Source organism: Winogradskyella sp. MH6, assembly GCF_022810765.1.
Lineage (GTDB): Bacteria > Bacteroidota > Bacteroidia > Flavobacteriales > Flavobacteriaceae > Winogradskyella.
In genome coordinates this window covers 2,445,702-2,462,629 of sequence record NZ_CP094494.1, presented here as the reverse complement: position 1 = coordinate 2,462,629, position 16,928 = coordinate 2,445,702, and the positions used below count along the sequence as shown (strand labels likewise).

The following is a 16,928-nucleotide window of genomic DNA, read 5'->3' as shown; positions in this document are numbered from 1 at the left end:
AGCTTATAATAATGGTGCTGCCAAACGTGCCAAAGCTTCTATAAGCTTGGTACGCTTTGATCGCTTTTTCCAAGCTTCAAGTTCTAACTTTGTGGTATTTTCTATATCGGAATTAAAAACTTGATTGAGCTCCTTTGCAAAAGGTTTATTATAAATTAAAGCATTGACTTCAAAATTTATATTGAAACTTCTGTAGTCCATATTTGCTGTTCCTACAGTACTAAACACATCATCTATTACAATGGTTTTTGCATGCACAAACCCTTTGGTATATTGGTAAACCTCTACACCTGCTTCTAATAATTTTTCGAGATAAGAGTTAGTAGCATACTCAGCTATCCAAGAATCTGATTTTTTTGGCACAATGAGTTTTACTTCAATATTACTTCTCGCAGCAACTTGGAGAGCCGTTACAATTTCATCATTTGGGATGAAATATGGTGTTGTAATATGAATATACTCTTCAGCATTGGTTATCGCTACAAAAATTGCCTCCATAATATTAGACCAATCTGTATCTGGACCACTAGCAGCAATTTGTAGTGCAACATCATCTTTACATGTACTCTCAGGAAAGTAATCTTTTGAGATATTCACATCACCTTCACTAACAAAATCTAATGTTGTAAAAAATAAAATCTGAAGCTGCCTAACGGCTTCACCAACTATTCTAACATGTGTATCTCTCCAATACCTTGTGTTATTTGAATTAATATAGTTATCAGAAATATTAATACCACCTACATAACCTATTTTTCCATCTATGATAGCAATCTTTCTATGGTCGCGATAGTTCATCTTTCCTGTAAACCTAGAAAACAATACTGGCATAAATTTGTACAGCTCTACTCCGCCGTCTTGTAACTTACGCTTCATTTTGGAAGATATAGCACTACCAACATCATCTATTACCACCCTAACCTTTACTCCTTCTTTTGCCTTATTGCATAATGCATCTAAGAATTTGGTGCCTATTGAATCGTCTTTAATTATAAAATATTCAATATGTATATGATGTTTTGCATTTTTTATGTCTTCAAACAAAAGCTCAATCTTATAGTCACCATTTTTAATGAGCTCTACTTTATTTTTTATAGTCAATTTAGATTTTTCACTATTGTATAAAAGCCTTATAAGTTTAGATTTCTCCTCTAACAATTCATCAATACTTTCAATTGTTTTGGTATCTAGTTCTAACTCTTTTTGAATTTGTTTTACAACCGATTGATTTAAAATATGCTTCCTGTCGAAAATTTTAGACTTACGATATTCTTGACCAAACAGGTAATAAACAATGAGGCCTACAAAAGGAAAAACCAACAAAACAATAATGTAACTTAAAGTTTTTGTTGGATTTATTTTCTTGAAAAGAATGGTAATTACAGCAGATATGGCTAAGACGTAATTGAGTCCTATAAGAATTTGCCATATATGTTCTTTTATGTACTCCAAGTATTAAGGTTGTACACTGTAGTAACCTTCTTTAGGAATCTCTATAGTATATAACTTTCGAGATTTGTTATTGAGGTGTCCTTCTCTCAACCAAGGATTATGAATCTTTAATATCTTGTAGTTAATACCAAATCGCTTGGCAAATTGTGAAAAATCAGTAACAGCAGTATCTACTTCTACTTTGTAAGTAGGTATATATTTGTATAAATCGCTTTTATTGAAGTTAAACCCGTATTTAGAAGCATTGTTCAAAATTTCTTTTAAAGCCACAATTCTAAACATATAACGACCAGTCTCTTCACCTAATAACAAATCATAGTAGTTACTTACACCTTGCTCATCTAGGCGTCTTGAAATCCCTGCGTTTCCTGCATTGTAAGCAGCTGCTGCTAATGTCCATGAGCCCAATTGCTCTTTAGCTTTCTTTAAATATACACAAGCTACTTCTGTAGCCATTTCTAAGTTATAGCGCTCATCAACGTTAGAGTTTACCTCTAATCCATTTTCTCTACCTGTTGCAGCCATAATCTGCCAAACACCAGAGGCCCTTGCTGGTGAAATCGCTGTAGGCACCAACCCACTTTCTATAACTGCTAAATATTTAAAATCATCTGGAACTCCATTCTTTTTTAAGATTGGCTCTATAATTGGAAAGTACTTCTGAGCACGCTTAAACAAAAGCAAACCATTAGATTGCCAGTAAGTATTCACTAAAAGCTCTCTATCCATTCGCTCATAAATATCTGGATTTTCTACCGGAACTTTTTCGCCTGCAAAGTTTAAACCTTCAGGCATTTCTAAGGCATAAACGTTATAATCGTTAACTAAAGGATCTTCTTTACCAATAGTTTTATCTGAAGGTGCTTTCTGCATAGAAAAAATAAATAATCCCGACACGCACACAAGCCCTACGACTGCTAATATATTTTTTAAAGTCTTCATACAATTAATATTTTTTATAAATGTAAGTAATCTGCAGAACTCTTTCAAGTACCAGACTCTATAAGTTTAGGTAAATTTTCGTTAAACCATTTATACTTATTAATTATCATTATATGTGTTCCGCCTTTGATAATGATACAATTACCTGTACAAGAATGAGGAAATACCATATCCTTATCTCCATGAATATAAATAGCATCAGGATTTGGTTCTTCTTGCTCCCAACAGACTACTTGTTTTATGGCCCAATCCAGGTATACAGTATCATTTACAGAAAGGTACTTTTTATACAAGTCTACACGTTTTTTTATGGTTTCTCCTAGAGCGTATTTTGCCAAAAGGTCGATGTTACTTACTAGTTTTGTTGGTAAAATTTTATATGCTTTGGTATATTTTAGCAATTTCATATGCTTAGGTAGCTCATGGTAGGATTTTATGCTAGACACCACAAAAAGCCTTTTAAGATTTAAAAACTTACTCATTTCCTGTACCAACATACCTCCAAAAGAAACACCTAATAAAACCGAATTATCATGTTCTATTAATTTACACATTCGTTTTGCGTAATCTGTTAAAGATTCGTCCTTGTCTGGTATTTGCCATTCTAACCAATGGATTTTGTACTTGTCTTTGGGCAATTCTATATACTCAAAAATTGAAGGATTAGCCGCCATACCTGGCATTAAATAAACATGTGTAATATTTGAGGTCATAATTAAAATTTACTGCATAAATTTAAGCTGATACTTACATCAAAATCTTTAAAGACTTATTATTTAACGTTTTAACAACCTTAGCTTAAAACTTACGTCGATTTTTTGTACCTTTGCACTGCAAAACTATATCAAATATAGTATCTACTTGCCAACCGCTAACTTAAAACAAAGAAAATTATGACTGAAACTGCTGAATTGATTGATAATGACTTTCTGCGTCAATACGAATTAAAGGTTGAAGATGATATGGCTGTTATAGAGTATTCTTTGCAAGAGCGCAAAATATTCTTAACAAAGATGGTAATCCCTTCATCTATCAAATCTAATGAATTTGAAAAAGAGTTTTTGGCAATGGTGTTTGATGATATTAAAGAAAGGAACATCAGTGTAGTACCAACAAGTCCTGAAATTGCAAAATTTGTAAGAAGCAATAGAAAATATAAGCGTATGCTACCTGTTGGTATTCGCATATAATTTGAAAAAGAAATAATAAAAAAACCGAAACAAATAAGTTTCGGTTTTTTTATGGTTTAATTCTCTATTTCGAATGGATGTCTTCAAAAAAAGTGGGTATAATCATCAGAAACTTTCTCTAACTGTAATGTGTTATTTGTTAAAAAAAGTTGATCTCCATTTGTTATGATATAAGTATCTATATGTACTTCATTGTCATCATATAGATTTACTTCGTTATTATTTAGTTCCCAAGTAAAAGATAAAGCGTTAGAAATTATTTCTCCTGAAGCATACTGAGTGCTTTCGGTTTTAATCCCAGTATTATTAGAACCAAAAACCAGTCTAAAAGTAGTTGTAGACTCAATACCTACCTCAGTTTTTTCCCAAACACCTAAAATATTAACTTTTTTATCTAAACGCTCTTCTTTAGAACAAGACATTAACACTAAAGAAAAAAAGATTATTAAAAGTGAAGTGATTTTATAACTCTTCATATAATTACGAAACTTATTGTGGATAAATGTATTTGGAGCTATACATCAATTAAAATTAAATCGTTGAGGCACTGATTTATTAGACCAACTAAAATGCTTTAACTGAGCTATTAGTATTTACAAACTCAAAACGCACCAAACCATCTTCATCTATTTTGGTTAGTTCAACCTCATGCAATGTATTAACGAGTTCAGGATTCCAAGGTGCTTTTACTTTTACGTAGTTTTCAGTAAAACCGTGAATGTAACCTTCTTTATTTTCTCCTTCAAATAAAACAGTTCTTTCAGTACCTAATTGTTGCTCGTAAAACGCTCTTCGTTTTTTGGCTGAAAGACCTCGAAGCATTTTACTTCGTTTAGATCTCACATTTTTAGGTACTACTCCATCCATATCAGCAGCTTCGGTATTATCGCGCTCAGAGTAAGTAAACACATGTAGATACGAAATATCTAACTCATTTAAGAAGTTATAAGTTTCTAAAAAAAGTTCGTCTGTTTCACCAGGAAAACCAACAATGACATCCACACCAATACAAGCATGTGGCATTACTTCCTTTATTCTTGAAACACGATCTACATACAACTCTCGCATGTAACGACGCTTCATTTTTTTAAGAATATCGTTGCTACCACTTTGTAAAGGCACATGAAAATGTGGTACAAATGCTCTTGATTTTGAAACCAATTCTATGGTTTCATTCTTAAGTAAATTAGGTTCTATAGAAGAAATTCTTAAACGTTCAATGCCTTCCACTTTATCTAACTCAGTTACCAAATCTAGGAAGGTGTGTTCGTGTTTTTTGTTTCCAAATTCACCCTTACCATAATCACCAATGTTTACACCAGTTAAGACAATTTCTTTTATGTTTTGTTCAGAAATTTCACGAGCATTTTTAAGAACATTCTCCATGGTATCACTTCGCGAAATTCCTCTTGCTAATGGAATAGTACAATACGTACACTTGTAATCACAACCATCCTGAACTTTTAAAAATGCTCTGGTTCTATCTCCAATTGAGTAACTACCAACATAAAAGTCAGCTTCTTGTATTTCACAACTATGCACCTCACCAAAATCGTTTTTGGTTAAGTCGTTTAGATAATCTGTGATTTTAAACTTTTCTGTTGCACCCAAAACCAAATCTACTCCATCAACATCTGCAAGTTCTTCTGGCTTTAACTGAGCGTAACAACCTATAGCTGCAACAAACGCCTCTGGATTTACCTTTTGGGCTTGCTTAACGATAGTCTTAAATCGCTTGTCTGCATTTTCTGTTACAGAACACGTATTTATCACATAAATATCAGCTTCTTCGTTAAAGTCTACACGTGCAAAACCTTCATCTTTAAAACTTCTTGCTATCGTAGAAGTTTCAGAGAAATTAAGCTTACAACCTAAAGTATAAAATGCGACTTTTTTTGTTGGGTTCATTCTTGTATTTTTACCAAGTTGGCAAATTTACAACATAATAATTAGATGCAAAAACCCATTAAAACCCTATTTTTCAACCTCTTAATTTTAAGTATCACTTTGTTTTCATGTTCATCAAAAAACAATGAGAATAATGACTTGTTAGTTTTTAGGTATAATGAACATAAAAACATTGGCTCGTTAGATCCTGCGTTTTCAAAAGATTTAGCAGACATTTGGGCAACGCATCAGCTTTTTAATGGCTTAGTGCAAATGGACGACCAACTCAACGTAAAGCCTTGCATTGCGAAAAATTGGGTGGTTACAGACAGTGCCAAAACTTACAGTTTTACCCTCAGAAAAGATGTATATTTTCATAAGCACCATTTGTTTGGCAGAGACTCTACAAGAACGGTTAATGCTTCAGATTTTGAATACAGTTTCAATAGACTGAAAGACGAAAAACTAGCCTCACCAGGAAGTTGGGTACTTAAAAAAGTGGAAAGTTATTCTGCACTAAATGATTCCACATTTCAAATTAAACTAAAACAGCCTTTTCCTGCATTTTTAGGACTACTCACCATGAAATATTGCTCTGTGGTTCCCAAAGAAATTGTAGAACATTATGGCAGTGATTTTAGATCTAATCCTATTGGTACTGGTCCTTTTAAATTTAAGCGTTGGGAAGAAAACATTAAACTCGTTTTTAGACGCAATAACAATTATTTTGAAACGGATAAAAAGGGAGAACAGCTACCATATCTAGAAGCTGTAGCTATTACATTTTTACCAGATAAGCAAAGTGAATTTCTGCAATTCGCACAAGGTAATATTGATTTTGTTTCTGGATTGGATGCCTCATATAAGGATGAAATTTTAACTGCTGAAGGTAAGCTCAGAAAGCTTTACGCTGATGACGTAAACATGATTAGAGGACCATACCTCAACACTGAATATCTGGCATTTTTTATGGAAACTGAGGTTAAAGAAATTCAGGCTTTAAAATTAAGGCAAGCCATTAATCTTGGTTTTGACAGAACTAAAATGATTACCTATTTACGCAATGTCATTGGCATACCTGCAACAGGTGGGTTTATCCCAAAAGGATTACCAGGTTTTGATGCTACTATCGGTTTTACCTATCAACCCGAAAAAGCTAAACAATTAGTACTAGAATTTAAGTCTGAAACTGGTATCCAAAATCCAGAAGTAACCTTAACAACTACGAGCAACTATTTAAGTTTTTGCGAATTTATTCAACGTGAAATACAAAAAATTGGAATCAATGTCAATGTGGATGTGATTCCTGCTTCAAGTTTAAAAGATGCTAAAGCTAACGGTCAACTCGACTTTTTTAGAGCAAGTTGGATTGCAGATTATCCTGATGCTGAAAATTATTTATCACTTTATTACAGTAAAAACTTTTCACCAAACGGACCAAATTACACACATTATTCAAGTAAAGAATTTGATAAAATGTATGAAGCCTCTTATTTAGAAACCAACCCAACAATTAGAGCTGAGCTTTATACAAAAATGGATGCTTTGATAATGAATACAGCACCAATTGTTCCTATGTTTTATGACGAAGTGGTACGTTTTACAAGAAAGGAAGTAAAAGGGTTAGGAATAAATGCTACTAACTTATTAGAATTGAAAAACGTGAAGAAAAGTGATTAGTGAAAACAACGAATAAACGTTTATACACCATAACGATTTCATTAAAACTTCTCGAAATAATATAAATCATCACCACCTTCTCCTTTGTAACGTCGTGATGAAATATAACCCGTGGTTAAATCATCATTCAAGAAAAAAGAAAAATCATCTCCTCTACTGTTTATAGGCTCTTCTAATGATTTTGGTTCTTGTTCAGTATCATCAGAATCTAAATCGTAAACATAAATATCTAAACCTCCTTTTCCTCCTCTTCTATCAGAAGTAAAATACAATTTGTTATCTGCGCTTACAAACGGAAATATTTCGGTACGTGAAGAATTTATAGTTTCACCCAAACTTGTTACTTCACCATAAGTTTCGTGATTAGAAACCGAAACCTTGTATAAATCTGACTTTCCTTTGGTTCCTTTTACGTCTGCAATAAAATAAAGCGTATTTCCATCTGGACTTAGAGCAGGATGTGCATAGTTGTGATCTACATCGCAGAATGGAAGAGTCTCAAAATTTGTCCAGCCTTTCCCCTCTTCGTATTCTGCTCGTTGTATTTGTAAATTATAGGTTTCAACTCCTTTTAGTTTGTTATCACCTTTATCAATTTGATTGGTCGTAAAGTACATGTATTTTCCATCTTTTGAAAAGGTAGCTGAAGACATATTAAAACGTCCCAATTCTGTTTTTACAATTGGCTGTTCATCTTTAATTTCACCATCATCGCTTAATGCTGCTTCGTACATAATGTAAATAAAACCATCGTACTTGTCCTTTATCGGCCGACCTCTTTTAGTAGTAAGGTTGTGACTAAAAAAAACTTTATCACCAACCACGCGAGCAGCAAAATGATCTAAATCCGTATTGATTTTTAATTTTTTCACCTCAACATCTTCACTTTGTGAAAATCCGAAAGCAAAACTTAATAAGACAATTAGTAGGGTAAATTTGGATGTCATACTTTTTAGATTCTGTATTAATTTATAATTTTAGTACTGAGACAAGACAATAACACTGGCTGCCAAATATACATTATAGGTTATTCCCTTCTGTACTGTTTTGTTTCTTCAAAAACGTGCTCTAAGATTGCTTTATCAATATCTGTAAATTCCTCATTACGTCTTCCCATTACCACTTCAGCAACTTCAAAAGCTTTGTTGGTTTTATAGGTTACAAAACCTTTGCTTCCTCCCCAAGAAAAACTCGGTACAAAATTGCGCGGAAATCCACTTCCAAAAATATTAGAACTTACTCCAACAACCGTACCAGTATTAAACATCGTATTGATACCACATTTGCTATGGTCTCCCATCATTAGTCCACAGAACTGTAGGCCTGTTTTAGCAAATCCACCTGTTTGGTAATTCCAAAGTCTCACTTCAGCATAGTTATTTTTAAGGTTGCTGTTGTTTGAATCTGCACCTATGTTACACCATTCTCCCAAAACAGAGTTTCCTAAGAAACCATCATGTCCTTTATTTGAATAACCAAAAATCACAGAATTATTAACCTCTCCACCTACTTTGCTATGTGGTCCGACTGTAGTTGGCCCATATATTTTTGTTGCTAATTTTAGTGTTGCGTTATTACAAAGCGCCAAAGGTCCTCTAACAACAGTACCTTCCATAATTTCGGCATCTCTGCCAATGTAAATTGGTCCTGAACTTGCATTTAGTGTTACAAAATTGAGTTTTGCCCCTTTTTCAATAAAAATATTCTCAGGGTTTAAGGTCTTTACCGTTGCAGGAATAGGTTCAGATTTTCTTCCATTTGTAATTAAATTGAAATCCTCCTCAATAGCTTCACCATTCTTAGAAAAAATATCCCAAGTATGCTCAATTTTTAAAATGTCTCCTTCAAATTCAATAGCCTCAAAATTTGAAAAATCACTCACCTCCTCACCTTCTTTGGCAAAAAACGCGATAACATCTTCTCCTTTAAATAGCGCTTGGTTATCACTTAAGTTTTTTATTAGCTCTACAACTTCAGTATTTGGTAAGAAAGAAGCGTTAATCATTATGTTTTCTTCCATTTCTACCATCGGAAACTTATCAGACAAATAATCCTCAGTTACCGTAGTTGTAGTGTATTCTATGAACGATTCCCATTTCTGACGAATCGTTAGTATGCCTACTCTAATATCGGCAACTGGTCTGGTATATGTAAATGGCAAGAGGTTGTCTCTGTACGGTCCATCAAAAAGTATGTAGTTCATCTAAATTTGAATTTATGTAAAAATAAAAAAAGCCTTTCTACAAAAGAAAGGCTTTTTAAAATATCTAAACAACTAAGATTATTTCTTAAACTTAGCGTATTTGTTTTTGAATTTATCAATACGACCAGCTGTATCTACTAATTTAGATTTACCAGTGTAATAAGGATGAGAAGTTCTAGAAATTTCCAATTTTACTAATGGATATTCAACACCATCAACCTCAATAGTTTCATTTGTCTCTGCAGTAGACTTAGTTAAAAAAACGTCGTCGTTAGACATGTCTTTGAATGCTACTACTCTATAATTTTCTGGATGTATTCCTGCTTTCATCGCTATCTGCTTTAAATAATTTCGATTTTTTCGAGGTGCAAATTTAAGTAATTTTTATAATTCTACAATCTTTTTAAGAATTTTTATTTCATCTTTTTTAGTGTAACAATTTAGTATCTTTGAGTACTAACTAGTCAATTAACTAACAAAATCGATCTCATTATGGAAAATCAAACTGCACCTATTAAACCAATTGCTTATACATATGGTCTATACTCGGCACTTATAAGTATTGCCGTTTTAATTATTATGTATGTAGCAAATTTAGACAAAAGCTGGATTCTTTCTGGAGCTAGTTTTGTTCTTGGCGTTTTAATATTTGTTTATGGTATTAAAGCATACAAAAACTCTAATGCTAATAACCTTACTTTAAGCCAAGCTATTAAAGTAGGCTTAGCTATTGCTGTGATTGGAGGTTTAATTTCGGCTATTTACTCATATGTTCATTACGAATATATTTACCCTGAGTTTATTGAAATGCAAAAAGAAACAGCTTATCAGCAAATTATAGAACAAAACCCTGACTTGACTCAAGAGCAAGTAAACAAATCTATGGAGATTAGTAGCATGTTTTTGAACCCAGGTTTTTTTAGCTTAATGTCTATTCTTGGCTCACTTGTATTTGGACTTATAGTATCGTTGATTACTGGTCTAATAATGAAAAACGATAATTAGTCCTTAAATAATTTACTTATTTTTGAAGTCTGTTAATTAGACCATTCAAAATATGAATATATCAGTAGTTATACCACTACTTAACGAACGCGACTCTTTAAAAGAACTACACGATTGGATTGTATCTGTGATGCAATCCAATTCGTTTTCTTACGAAATTCTATTTATAGACGATGGTAGCACTGATAGTTCATGGCAAGTTATTTCGCAACTTGTAGCATCTAATACCAATGTAAAAGGTATTCGGTTTTTAAAAAACTTTGGTAAATCTCAAGCGCTACATGCTGGTTTTGCTGCTGCCAAGGGAGATGTTGTTATAACCATGGATGCCGATTTACAGGATAATCCTGATGAAATCCCAGAGTTATATAACATGATAACTGATGATAGCTTTGACCTTGTTTCTGGTTGGAAAAAGAAACGTTTTGATTCTGTTATTTCTAAAAACCTGCCTTCCAAGCTTTTTAATTGGGCTGCAAGACGAACGTCTGGAGTAAAACTTCACGATTTCAACTGTGGACTTAAAGCTTACAGCAATACCGTTGTAAAACATATTGATGTTTATGGTGAAATGCATCGATATATTCCTGTATTGGCAAAAAATGCTGGTTTCACTAAAATTGGTGAGAAAGTTGTAAAGCATCAAGCCAGAAAATATGGTCACACAAAATTTGGCATGAATCGTTTTATTAATGGTTTTTTAGATCTTATCACTATTTGGTTTGTGTCACGCTTTGGCAAGCGTCCTATGCACCTTTTTGGAGCTCTTGGTGTCATTATGTTTATTATTGGTTTTGGATTTGCTTTTTATTTAGGTTTAGACAAATTGTTTTTTAATCCAACTGGTAGACTTATTACTGAACGACCACAATTCTATATCGCTCTATCTACTATGATTATTGGATCTCAATTATTTATTGCAGGCTTTTTAGGTGAGCTTATTTTGAGATCTAAACGCCAACAGCAACGCTATTATATTAAGGAAGCATTAAATGTGTCTGAATAACACACAATAATCTCTTTAGATTCAATATTGGCTACCTAAGATTTTTTACATTTGTATAATAATACTTTTTACTTATGATTTATATAAAACCCGAAATATTAGAACGCGTAAACACCTGGTTAACACCAGCTTTTGACGAAGACACTCAAAATCAAATTAAAAATATGATTGCTTCTGATCCTAAAGGATTAGAAGAAAGCTTCTATAAAAATCTGGAATTTGGAACTGGTGGTATGCGTGGTATTATGGGACTAGGCACCAACCGTATTAATAAATATACACTAGGAAAAAACACACAGGGACTCAGTAATTATTTAAATCAGTCTTTCTCAAACGAACAAGTAAAAGTAGCGATTGCTTACGACTGTAGACACAATAGTAAAACGTTTGGTAAAGTAGTTGCAGATGTATTTTCTGCTAATGGTATAAAAGTTTATTTATTTGAAGATTTAAGACCTACTCCAGAGCTTTCGTTTACACTCAAGCATTTAGGATGTCATTGTGGTATTGTATTAACCGCATCTCATAATCCACCAGAATACAACGGTTATAAAGTGTACTGGCAAGATGGTGGTCAATTAGTTCCTCCTCAAGATGGAGAAATTATAGCAGAAATAAACAAGCTAGATTATTCTGAAATTAAGTTTGAAGCCAATTCAAATTTAATTCAATATATAGGAAAAGATATAGACGATGTGTTTATTAACGCATCTATTGAAAATGGAAGTTTTAACATATCACCTGAAGCCAAAGAAAATTTAAATATCGTTTTTACATCGCTTCACGGAACTTCAATAATGGCCATACCAGAAACTTTAAAACGAGCTGGTTATACCAATGTAAATATTGTTGAAGAACAAAAAGATCCTAACGGAGATTTTCCAACAGTTGTATCTCCAAACCCAGAAGAACCAGAAGCTCTAAAAATGGCTATGGAATTGGCTGAAAAAGTAGATGGAGATATTGTTATTGGTACAGATCCAGATTGTGACAGATTAGGTGTTGTGGTTAGAAATTTAGAAAACGAATTGGTAATTCTAAATGGTAACCAAACCATGGTTTTAATGACCGATTTTCTTTTAAAACAGTGGAAAAAGGAAGGTAAGATTAACGGTAAGCAGTTTGTAGGTTCTACAATTGTTTCTACTCCAATGATGTCTGTTTTAGCCAACGCATATGATGTAGAATGCAAAATTGGCTTAACTGGTTTTAAATGGATTGCCAAAATGATTAAAGACTTCCCTGAGCTAGATTTTATTGGTGGTGGTGAAGAAAGTTTTGGTTTTATGGTTGGTGATTTTGTGAGAGATAAAGATGCGGTAACCTCTACTCTTTTAGCATGTGAAATTGCTGCACAAGCTAAAGCTGAAGGTAAAACTTTGTATGAAAAACTAATAGACTTATATGTTGAGCATGGTTTCTTTAAAGAGCGTTTAATATCGCTTACTAAAAAAGGTATTGAAGGTGCTGAAGAAATTAAGCAAATGATGGTTGATGCCAGAAATAATCCTTTAAAAGAAATTAATGGAGAAAGAGTTGTGCTTATTGAAGATTACCAAACTTCAATTTCTAAAAACCTTCAAACTTTAGAAGAAACAACTATAGATGTACCAAAATCTAATGTGTTAATCTACTATACAGAAGAAGGTAGCAAAATTGCTCTTAGACCAAGTGGTACAGAACCAAAAATTAAATTCTATATCAGTGTCAATACAGACCTTGACAATGTGTCTGCTTTTGCAACAACGGAGCAGTTATTGGAAAACAAGATTGACGCTATCCTAAAGGATATGAATTTATAGTACATGAATTATTTTAAGCAAATTATTGGCTTTGCCAAACCCTACAAAACCTTTGCAGTTTTAAACATAATAAGTAATATTTTTTATGCTTTATTTGGTACACTTGCAATGGTATCTCTTTTCCCAATGCTTAATGTTTTATTTGATAAAACAAAGCAAATAAACACAAAGCCAACTTGGGAAGGTATTGGCAATGTAAAAGATTATCTAGAGAGCTACTTAAACTATTTTGTTACTCAAAAAGCCAATGAAGGGCATGATGATGTTCTTATTTTCATGGTTGTCTTAGTTGTAAGTATGTTTTTGCTTAAAAATTTATTTAGCTACTTAGCTATGTACTTCATTACCTTTTTAAGAAACGGTGTTTTAAAGGATATTAGAAATGCACTCTACGATAAAGTTGTAGACCTACCTATTGCTTATTTTTCTGAAAAACGAAAAGGTGATACAATTGCAAGAATAACTACAGATGTTCAAGAAATACAAACATCCTTCTTATCTATATTAGAACTAATTGTAAGAGAACCATTAATGATTCTCTTTACGATAATTACAATGTTTTTAATTAGCGCTAAGCTTACCTTATTTGTCTTCATTTTTATTCCAGTTTCAGGATTTATTATTTCAAGAATTGGAAAAAGTCTCAAAAAGCGTTCAGACAGAGTACAAAGTGAGCAAGGGCAATTATTGTCTATTATTGAAGAAACATTAGGTGGTCTTAAAGTGATAAAAGGTTTTAATTCTCAAAAAATATTTGGAGACAAATTCAAAGAATCCACTGATCGATTTAATAAATTTTCTAACAACCTTCTTCATCGTCAAAATTTAGCTTCACCTACCAGTGAGTTTTTAGGCATTCTTGTTATCTCTATACTTTTATGGTATGGAGGCCAAATGGTTTTAAATGACGGCAACCTAGAAGCTGGTCTATTTATCGTTTATATGGGATTAGCCTATAACATTTTAACTCCAGCAAAAGCTATAAGTAAAGCCAGTTATAGTGTTAAAAAAGGTAATGCTGCTGCAGAGCGTGTTTTAGAAATATTAAACACGAAATCTCCATTAGAAGATTCACCAAATGCTAAAACTAAAACCGATTTTACATCACAAATTAGCATTGATAACATCTCTTTTAAATACGAAGATGATTTAGTGCTTAAAAACTTTCAACTCAAAGTACCTAAAGGAAAAAGTGTTGCTTTGGTTGGACAATCAGGAAGCGGAAAAAGTACTATTGCCAACCTTGTAACTCGTTTTTATGATGTTAACGAAGGAAGTATTTCTATTGACGGAGAAAACATAAAGGGTCTTACAAAACATTCTTTACGCAACTTAATGGGACTTGTGACCCAAGATTCAATTTTATTTAATGATACAATCAAAAACAATGTGTTATTAGGTAAAGAAGATGCTACAGATGATGAGATAATTGACGCATTAAAAATTGCTAATGCTTGGGAATTTGTCAAAGATTTACCTAACGGCATCAACACCAATATAGGTGATGGCGGAGGAAAACTATCTGGTGGACAAAAGCAACGCTTAAGTATTGCAAGAGCAGTATTAAAGAATCCACCTATTATGATTTTGGACGAAGCAACTTCTGCTCTAGATACAGAAAGTGAACGCTTAGTACAAGATGCTCTAGAAAACATGATGAAAAACAGAACCTCTATTGTTATTGCTCACAGACTATCTACGATACAAAATGCAGATTTAATTGTTGTAATGCAAAAAGGAGAGATTGTAGAGCAAGGAACCCACTCAGAATTGTTAGCTAAAAATGGAGCCTACAGCAAACTTGTTGCAATGCAGAGTTTTGAATAGTATTTAGAATATTAAAAAAAAAACTAAAAACCTAAATGTCCGTAGGTCCAATTAGAACCATCACTAATAAATATTAAGGTTTTTGTAGTAACATTTGCACCATTCAAAGTAACTGAAGTGGTTCCTGTGGTACTATTATTTCCAGCAAAAAACTCTACGCCTACTCCTTGAGTAACAATAGAAGCATCATCTGAATTATCTATATTTCTTAAAATATAGATCCTTCCAGGCACTGTTGTTGCATCTGGCAGACGAAACTGTTGCCCACTCACAAAAGGGTCTATAGAAATATAGACTCCGTCATCTATATCTTGCAGAGTACCATCAGTAGGTACCAATCCAACATGCTTAACAGACAGGTTACCATTAATATCCAATGTACTTTGCGGATTATCAGTATTAATACCTACCTGCGCATAAATACAGGTGCTAAAAACCAGTGAAAATAGTAGGGAATAAAATTTCATTGCATATTAATCTTAAAAAATAGAACGAAACAATGTACGATTTTTCAGCAACATTAAAAAAATATAATCGGGATAACTACAAAAATATCAGCCAAATAGAAGAATAACTGCCATTAAAAAAGGATGCATTAAATATGCATCCTTTTCATTATTGTTACCAGATTTGGGGAAACTAGTAACAGTTAATAGGTTAAGCTGTGTCAAACATATAACAAATAAATCTACAAAACAAGAAAAAAATGCTTTTTATCGTGTTTTTTTGCATTTTATCGATATAAATAAATTTAAAATACTGTTAACCAATTACTTAAAAACACAAAGTGAAATTAATTTTTTCGGCATTAAACTTTTGCTAAATTCAATGGTCTAAATACTAAAATAACTTGCTTGACAAACGAAACGGATTTCATACTACGTCTTCAAGATCCTAAATCTAAAGAAACGGCTTTTAGAGAACTGCTAAGTCTCTATAAAGAGCGTTTATATTGGCACATCCGTAAAATTGTGATTTCTCATGACGATGCAGACGATGTTTTACAAAATACCTTCATAAAGGTATACCGAAGCATTGATAAATTTAAAGGAGACAGCAAATTATACTCTTGGTTATATCGTATTGCCACAAACGAATCTATAACACATATAAATAGAAATGCTAGGAGATTACAAATTACCAACGAAGAGCATCAAAATTTGGCTATAAATAATTTGGCTGCAGATGTTTATTTTGAAGGTGATGACATTCAGCTAAAGTTACAAAAAGCTATAGCATCACTTCCTCAAAAACAGCAACTTGTTTTTAACATGAAGTATTTTGATGATATGAAATACAAAGAAATGTCCGAAATATTAGAGACAAGCGAAGGAGCCCTTAAGGCCTCGTATCATATAGCAGTAAAAAAAATAGAGAGCTTTTTAACTTCAGATTAAACCATTTTATTATTTTGAAGTCAAAGTAAAAATGAAAAAAGAAAAATTACATAACATCAATTCTAATGGTTTTAAAACACCAGATGACTATTTTCAATCTTTTGAAGACAAACTCTTTGAGCGTTTAAATGAGAAAGAAACCATTGAAGGTATTAATGATTCTGGCTTTACAATACCTGAAGATTATTTTGAATCATTAGATGGCAAAATCTTAAATAAGATAAAGGATAAGCCTGTAAGAAAATTAAATACTAGAAAAGTATTTTATTATGTTAGTGGTATTGCAGCTTCTCTATTATTAATGTTCTCAATTTTCATGAATGGTGATGGTAAAACGCAAGAGTTGTCTGCAGAAATGGTTGAAACCTATTTTAAAAATAGTGATTTAGACAGTTACGAACTAGCAGAGTTGTTAGTTAATGCAGATATTCTTGAAGAAGATTTCACTTTAATAGAAACAGAATACAAGGAAGAAAATTTAGAATCATATCTTTTAGAAAACACAGATATTGAAACAATTTTACAACAATAAAAACA

17 protein-coding genes are annotated in these 16,928 nt (G+C 32.6%); 8 read left to right on the top strand and 9 right to left on the bottom strand.

Annotated features, from left to right (window positions below; all coding sequences use genetic code 11):
- Positions 1-3: 3 nt before the first annotated feature.
- From cls to MST30_RS11045, 3 genes are read right to left on the bottom strand one after another with little or no spacing between them, the layout of a single operon-like run.
- A complete protein-coding gene (gene cls / locus MST30_RS11055; protein WP_243471473.1) occupies positions 4-1,452 on the bottom strand; it encodes a cardiolipin synthase in 1,449 nt (482 codons plus the stop codon).
- Positions 1,453-1,455: 3 nt separating this feature from the next.
- The gene (locus MST30_RS11050; protein ID WP_243471472.1) at positions 1,456-2,394 is read right to left on the bottom strand and encodes a lytic transglycosylase domain-containing protein; all 939 of its coding nucleotides are present in this window, start codon (positions 2,392-2,394) and stop codon (positions 1,456-1,458) included.
- Positions 2,395-2,438: 44 nt separating this feature from the next.
- Complete coding sequence (locus tag MST30_RS11045; RefSeq protein WP_243471471.1) at positions 2,439-3,107, bottom strand: alpha/beta hydrolase; 669 nt, start codon at positions 3,105-3,107, stop codon at positions 2,439-2,441.
- A gap of 180 nt (positions 3,108-3,287) precedes the next feature.
- On the opposite strand from MST30_RS11045, the gene MST30_RS11040 reads away from it, so the two are divergent.
- A complete protein-coding gene (locus MST30_RS11040; protein ID WP_243471470.1) occupies positions 3,288-3,584 on the top strand; it encodes an N-acetyltransferase in 297 nt (98 codons plus the stop codon).
- Positions 3,585-3,667: 83 nt separating this feature from the next.
- Here MST30_RS11040 and MST30_RS11035 read toward each other — a convergent pair whose 3' ends face one another.
- On the bottom strand, positions 3,668-4,060 hold the full coding sequence (locus tag MST30_RS11035; protein ID WP_243471469.1) for a hypothetical protein: 393 nt from the start codon (positions 4,058-4,060) through the stop codon (positions 3,668-3,670).
- A gap of 88 nt (positions 4,061-4,148) precedes the next feature.
- A complete protein-coding gene (mtaB, locus tag MST30_RS11030) occupies positions 4,149-5,492 on the bottom strand; it encodes a tRNA (N(6)-L-threonylcarbamoyladenosine(37)-C(2))-methylthiotransferase MtaB (RefSeq protein ID WP_243471468.1) in 1,344 nt (447 codons plus the stop codon).
- Positions 5,493-5,537: 45 nt separating this feature from the next.
- Between mtaB and MST30_RS11025 the strand changes: the two genes are divergently transcribed.
- Positions 5,538-7,151 (top strand): ABC transporter substrate-binding protein, encoded by a 1,614-nt coding sequence (locus tag MST30_RS11025; protein WP_243471467.1) that lies wholly within the window; start codon positions 5,538-5,540, stop codon positions 7,149-7,151.
- A 41-nt stretch (positions 7,152-7,192) separates the two neighbouring features.
- Here the strand turns inward: MST30_RS11025 and MST30_RS11020 are convergent, their stop codons facing one another.
- The 3 genes from MST30_RS11020 to MST30_RS11010 all read right to left on the bottom strand — a co-directional run bounded on the left by MST30_RS11020 (position 7,193) and on the right by MST30_RS11010 (position 9,684).
- Positions 7,193-8,098: a TolB family protein gene (locus tag MST30_RS11020; protein ID WP_243471466.1), complete on the bottom strand. Its 906-nt coding sequence runs from the start codon at positions 8,096-8,098 to the stop codon at positions 7,193-7,195.
- 80 nt (positions 8,099-8,178) lie between these two features.
- Positions 8,179-9,354 (bottom strand): GlmU family protein, encoded by a 1,176-nt coding sequence (locus tag MST30_RS11015; RefSeq protein ID WP_243471465.1) that lies wholly within the window; start codon positions 9,352-9,354, stop codon positions 8,179-8,181.
- 78 nt (positions 9,355-9,432) lie between these two features.
- Positions 9,433-9,684: a type B 50S ribosomal protein L31 gene (locus MST30_RS11010; RefSeq protein ID WP_243471464.1), complete on the bottom strand. Its 252-nt coding sequence runs from the start codon at positions 9,682-9,684 to the stop codon at positions 9,433-9,435.
- A 162-nt stretch (positions 9,685-9,846) separates the two neighbouring features.
- Between MST30_RS11010 and MST30_RS11005 the strand changes: the two genes are divergently transcribed.
- The 4 genes from MST30_RS11005 to MST30_RS10990 all read left to right on the top strand — a co-directional run bounded on the left by MST30_RS11005 (position 9,847) and on the right by MST30_RS10990 (position 14,994).
- The gene (locus MST30_RS11005) at positions 9,847-10,359 is read left to right on the top strand and encodes a DUF4199 domain-containing protein (RefSeq protein WP_243471463.1); all 513 of its coding nucleotides are present in this window, start codon (positions 9,847-9,849) and stop codon (positions 10,357-10,359) included.
- A 52-nt stretch (positions 10,360-10,411) separates the two neighbouring features.
- Positions 10,412-11,365, top strand: coding sequence for a glycosyltransferase family 2 protein (locus MST30_RS11000; protein WP_243471462.1), 954 nt, complete (start codon positions 10,412-10,414; stop codon positions 11,363-11,365).
- A 74-nt stretch (positions 11,366-11,439) separates the two neighbouring features.
- On the top strand, positions 11,440-13,167 hold the full coding sequence (locus MST30_RS10995; RefSeq protein ID WP_243471461.1) for a phospho-sugar mutase: 1,728 nt from the start codon (positions 11,440-11,442) through the stop codon (positions 13,165-13,167).
- A gap of 3 nt (positions 13,168-13,170) precedes the next feature.
- On the top strand, positions 13,171-14,994 hold the full coding sequence (locus MST30_RS10990) for an ABC transporter ATP-binding protein (protein ID WP_243471460.1): 1,824 nt from the start codon (positions 13,171-13,173) through the stop codon (positions 14,992-14,994).
- Positions 14,995-15,017: 23 nt separating this feature from the next.
- Here MST30_RS10990 and MST30_RS10985 read toward each other — a convergent pair whose 3' ends face one another.
- Positions 15,018-15,461, bottom strand: coding sequence for a hypothetical protein (locus tag MST30_RS10985; RefSeq protein ID WP_243471459.1), 444 nt, complete (start codon positions 15,459-15,461; stop codon positions 15,018-15,020).
- Positions 15,462-15,848: 387 nt separating this feature from the next.
- Between MST30_RS10985 and MST30_RS10980 the strand changes: the two genes are divergently transcribed.
- Both MST30_RS10980 and MST30_RS10975 read left to right on the top strand, forming a co-directional pair.
- Entirely contained in the window at positions 15,849-16,391 is a 543-nt protein-coding gene (locus MST30_RS10980; protein WP_243471458.1) for an RNA polymerase sigma factor, read from the top strand.
- Positions 16,392-16,422: 31 nt separating this feature from the next.
- Positions 16,423-16,923, top strand: a complete 501-nt coding sequence (locus MST30_RS10975) for a hypothetical protein (protein ID WP_243471457.1) — start codon at positions 16,423-16,425, stop codon at positions 16,921-16,923.
- Positions 16,924-16,928: the final 5 nt, after the last annotated feature.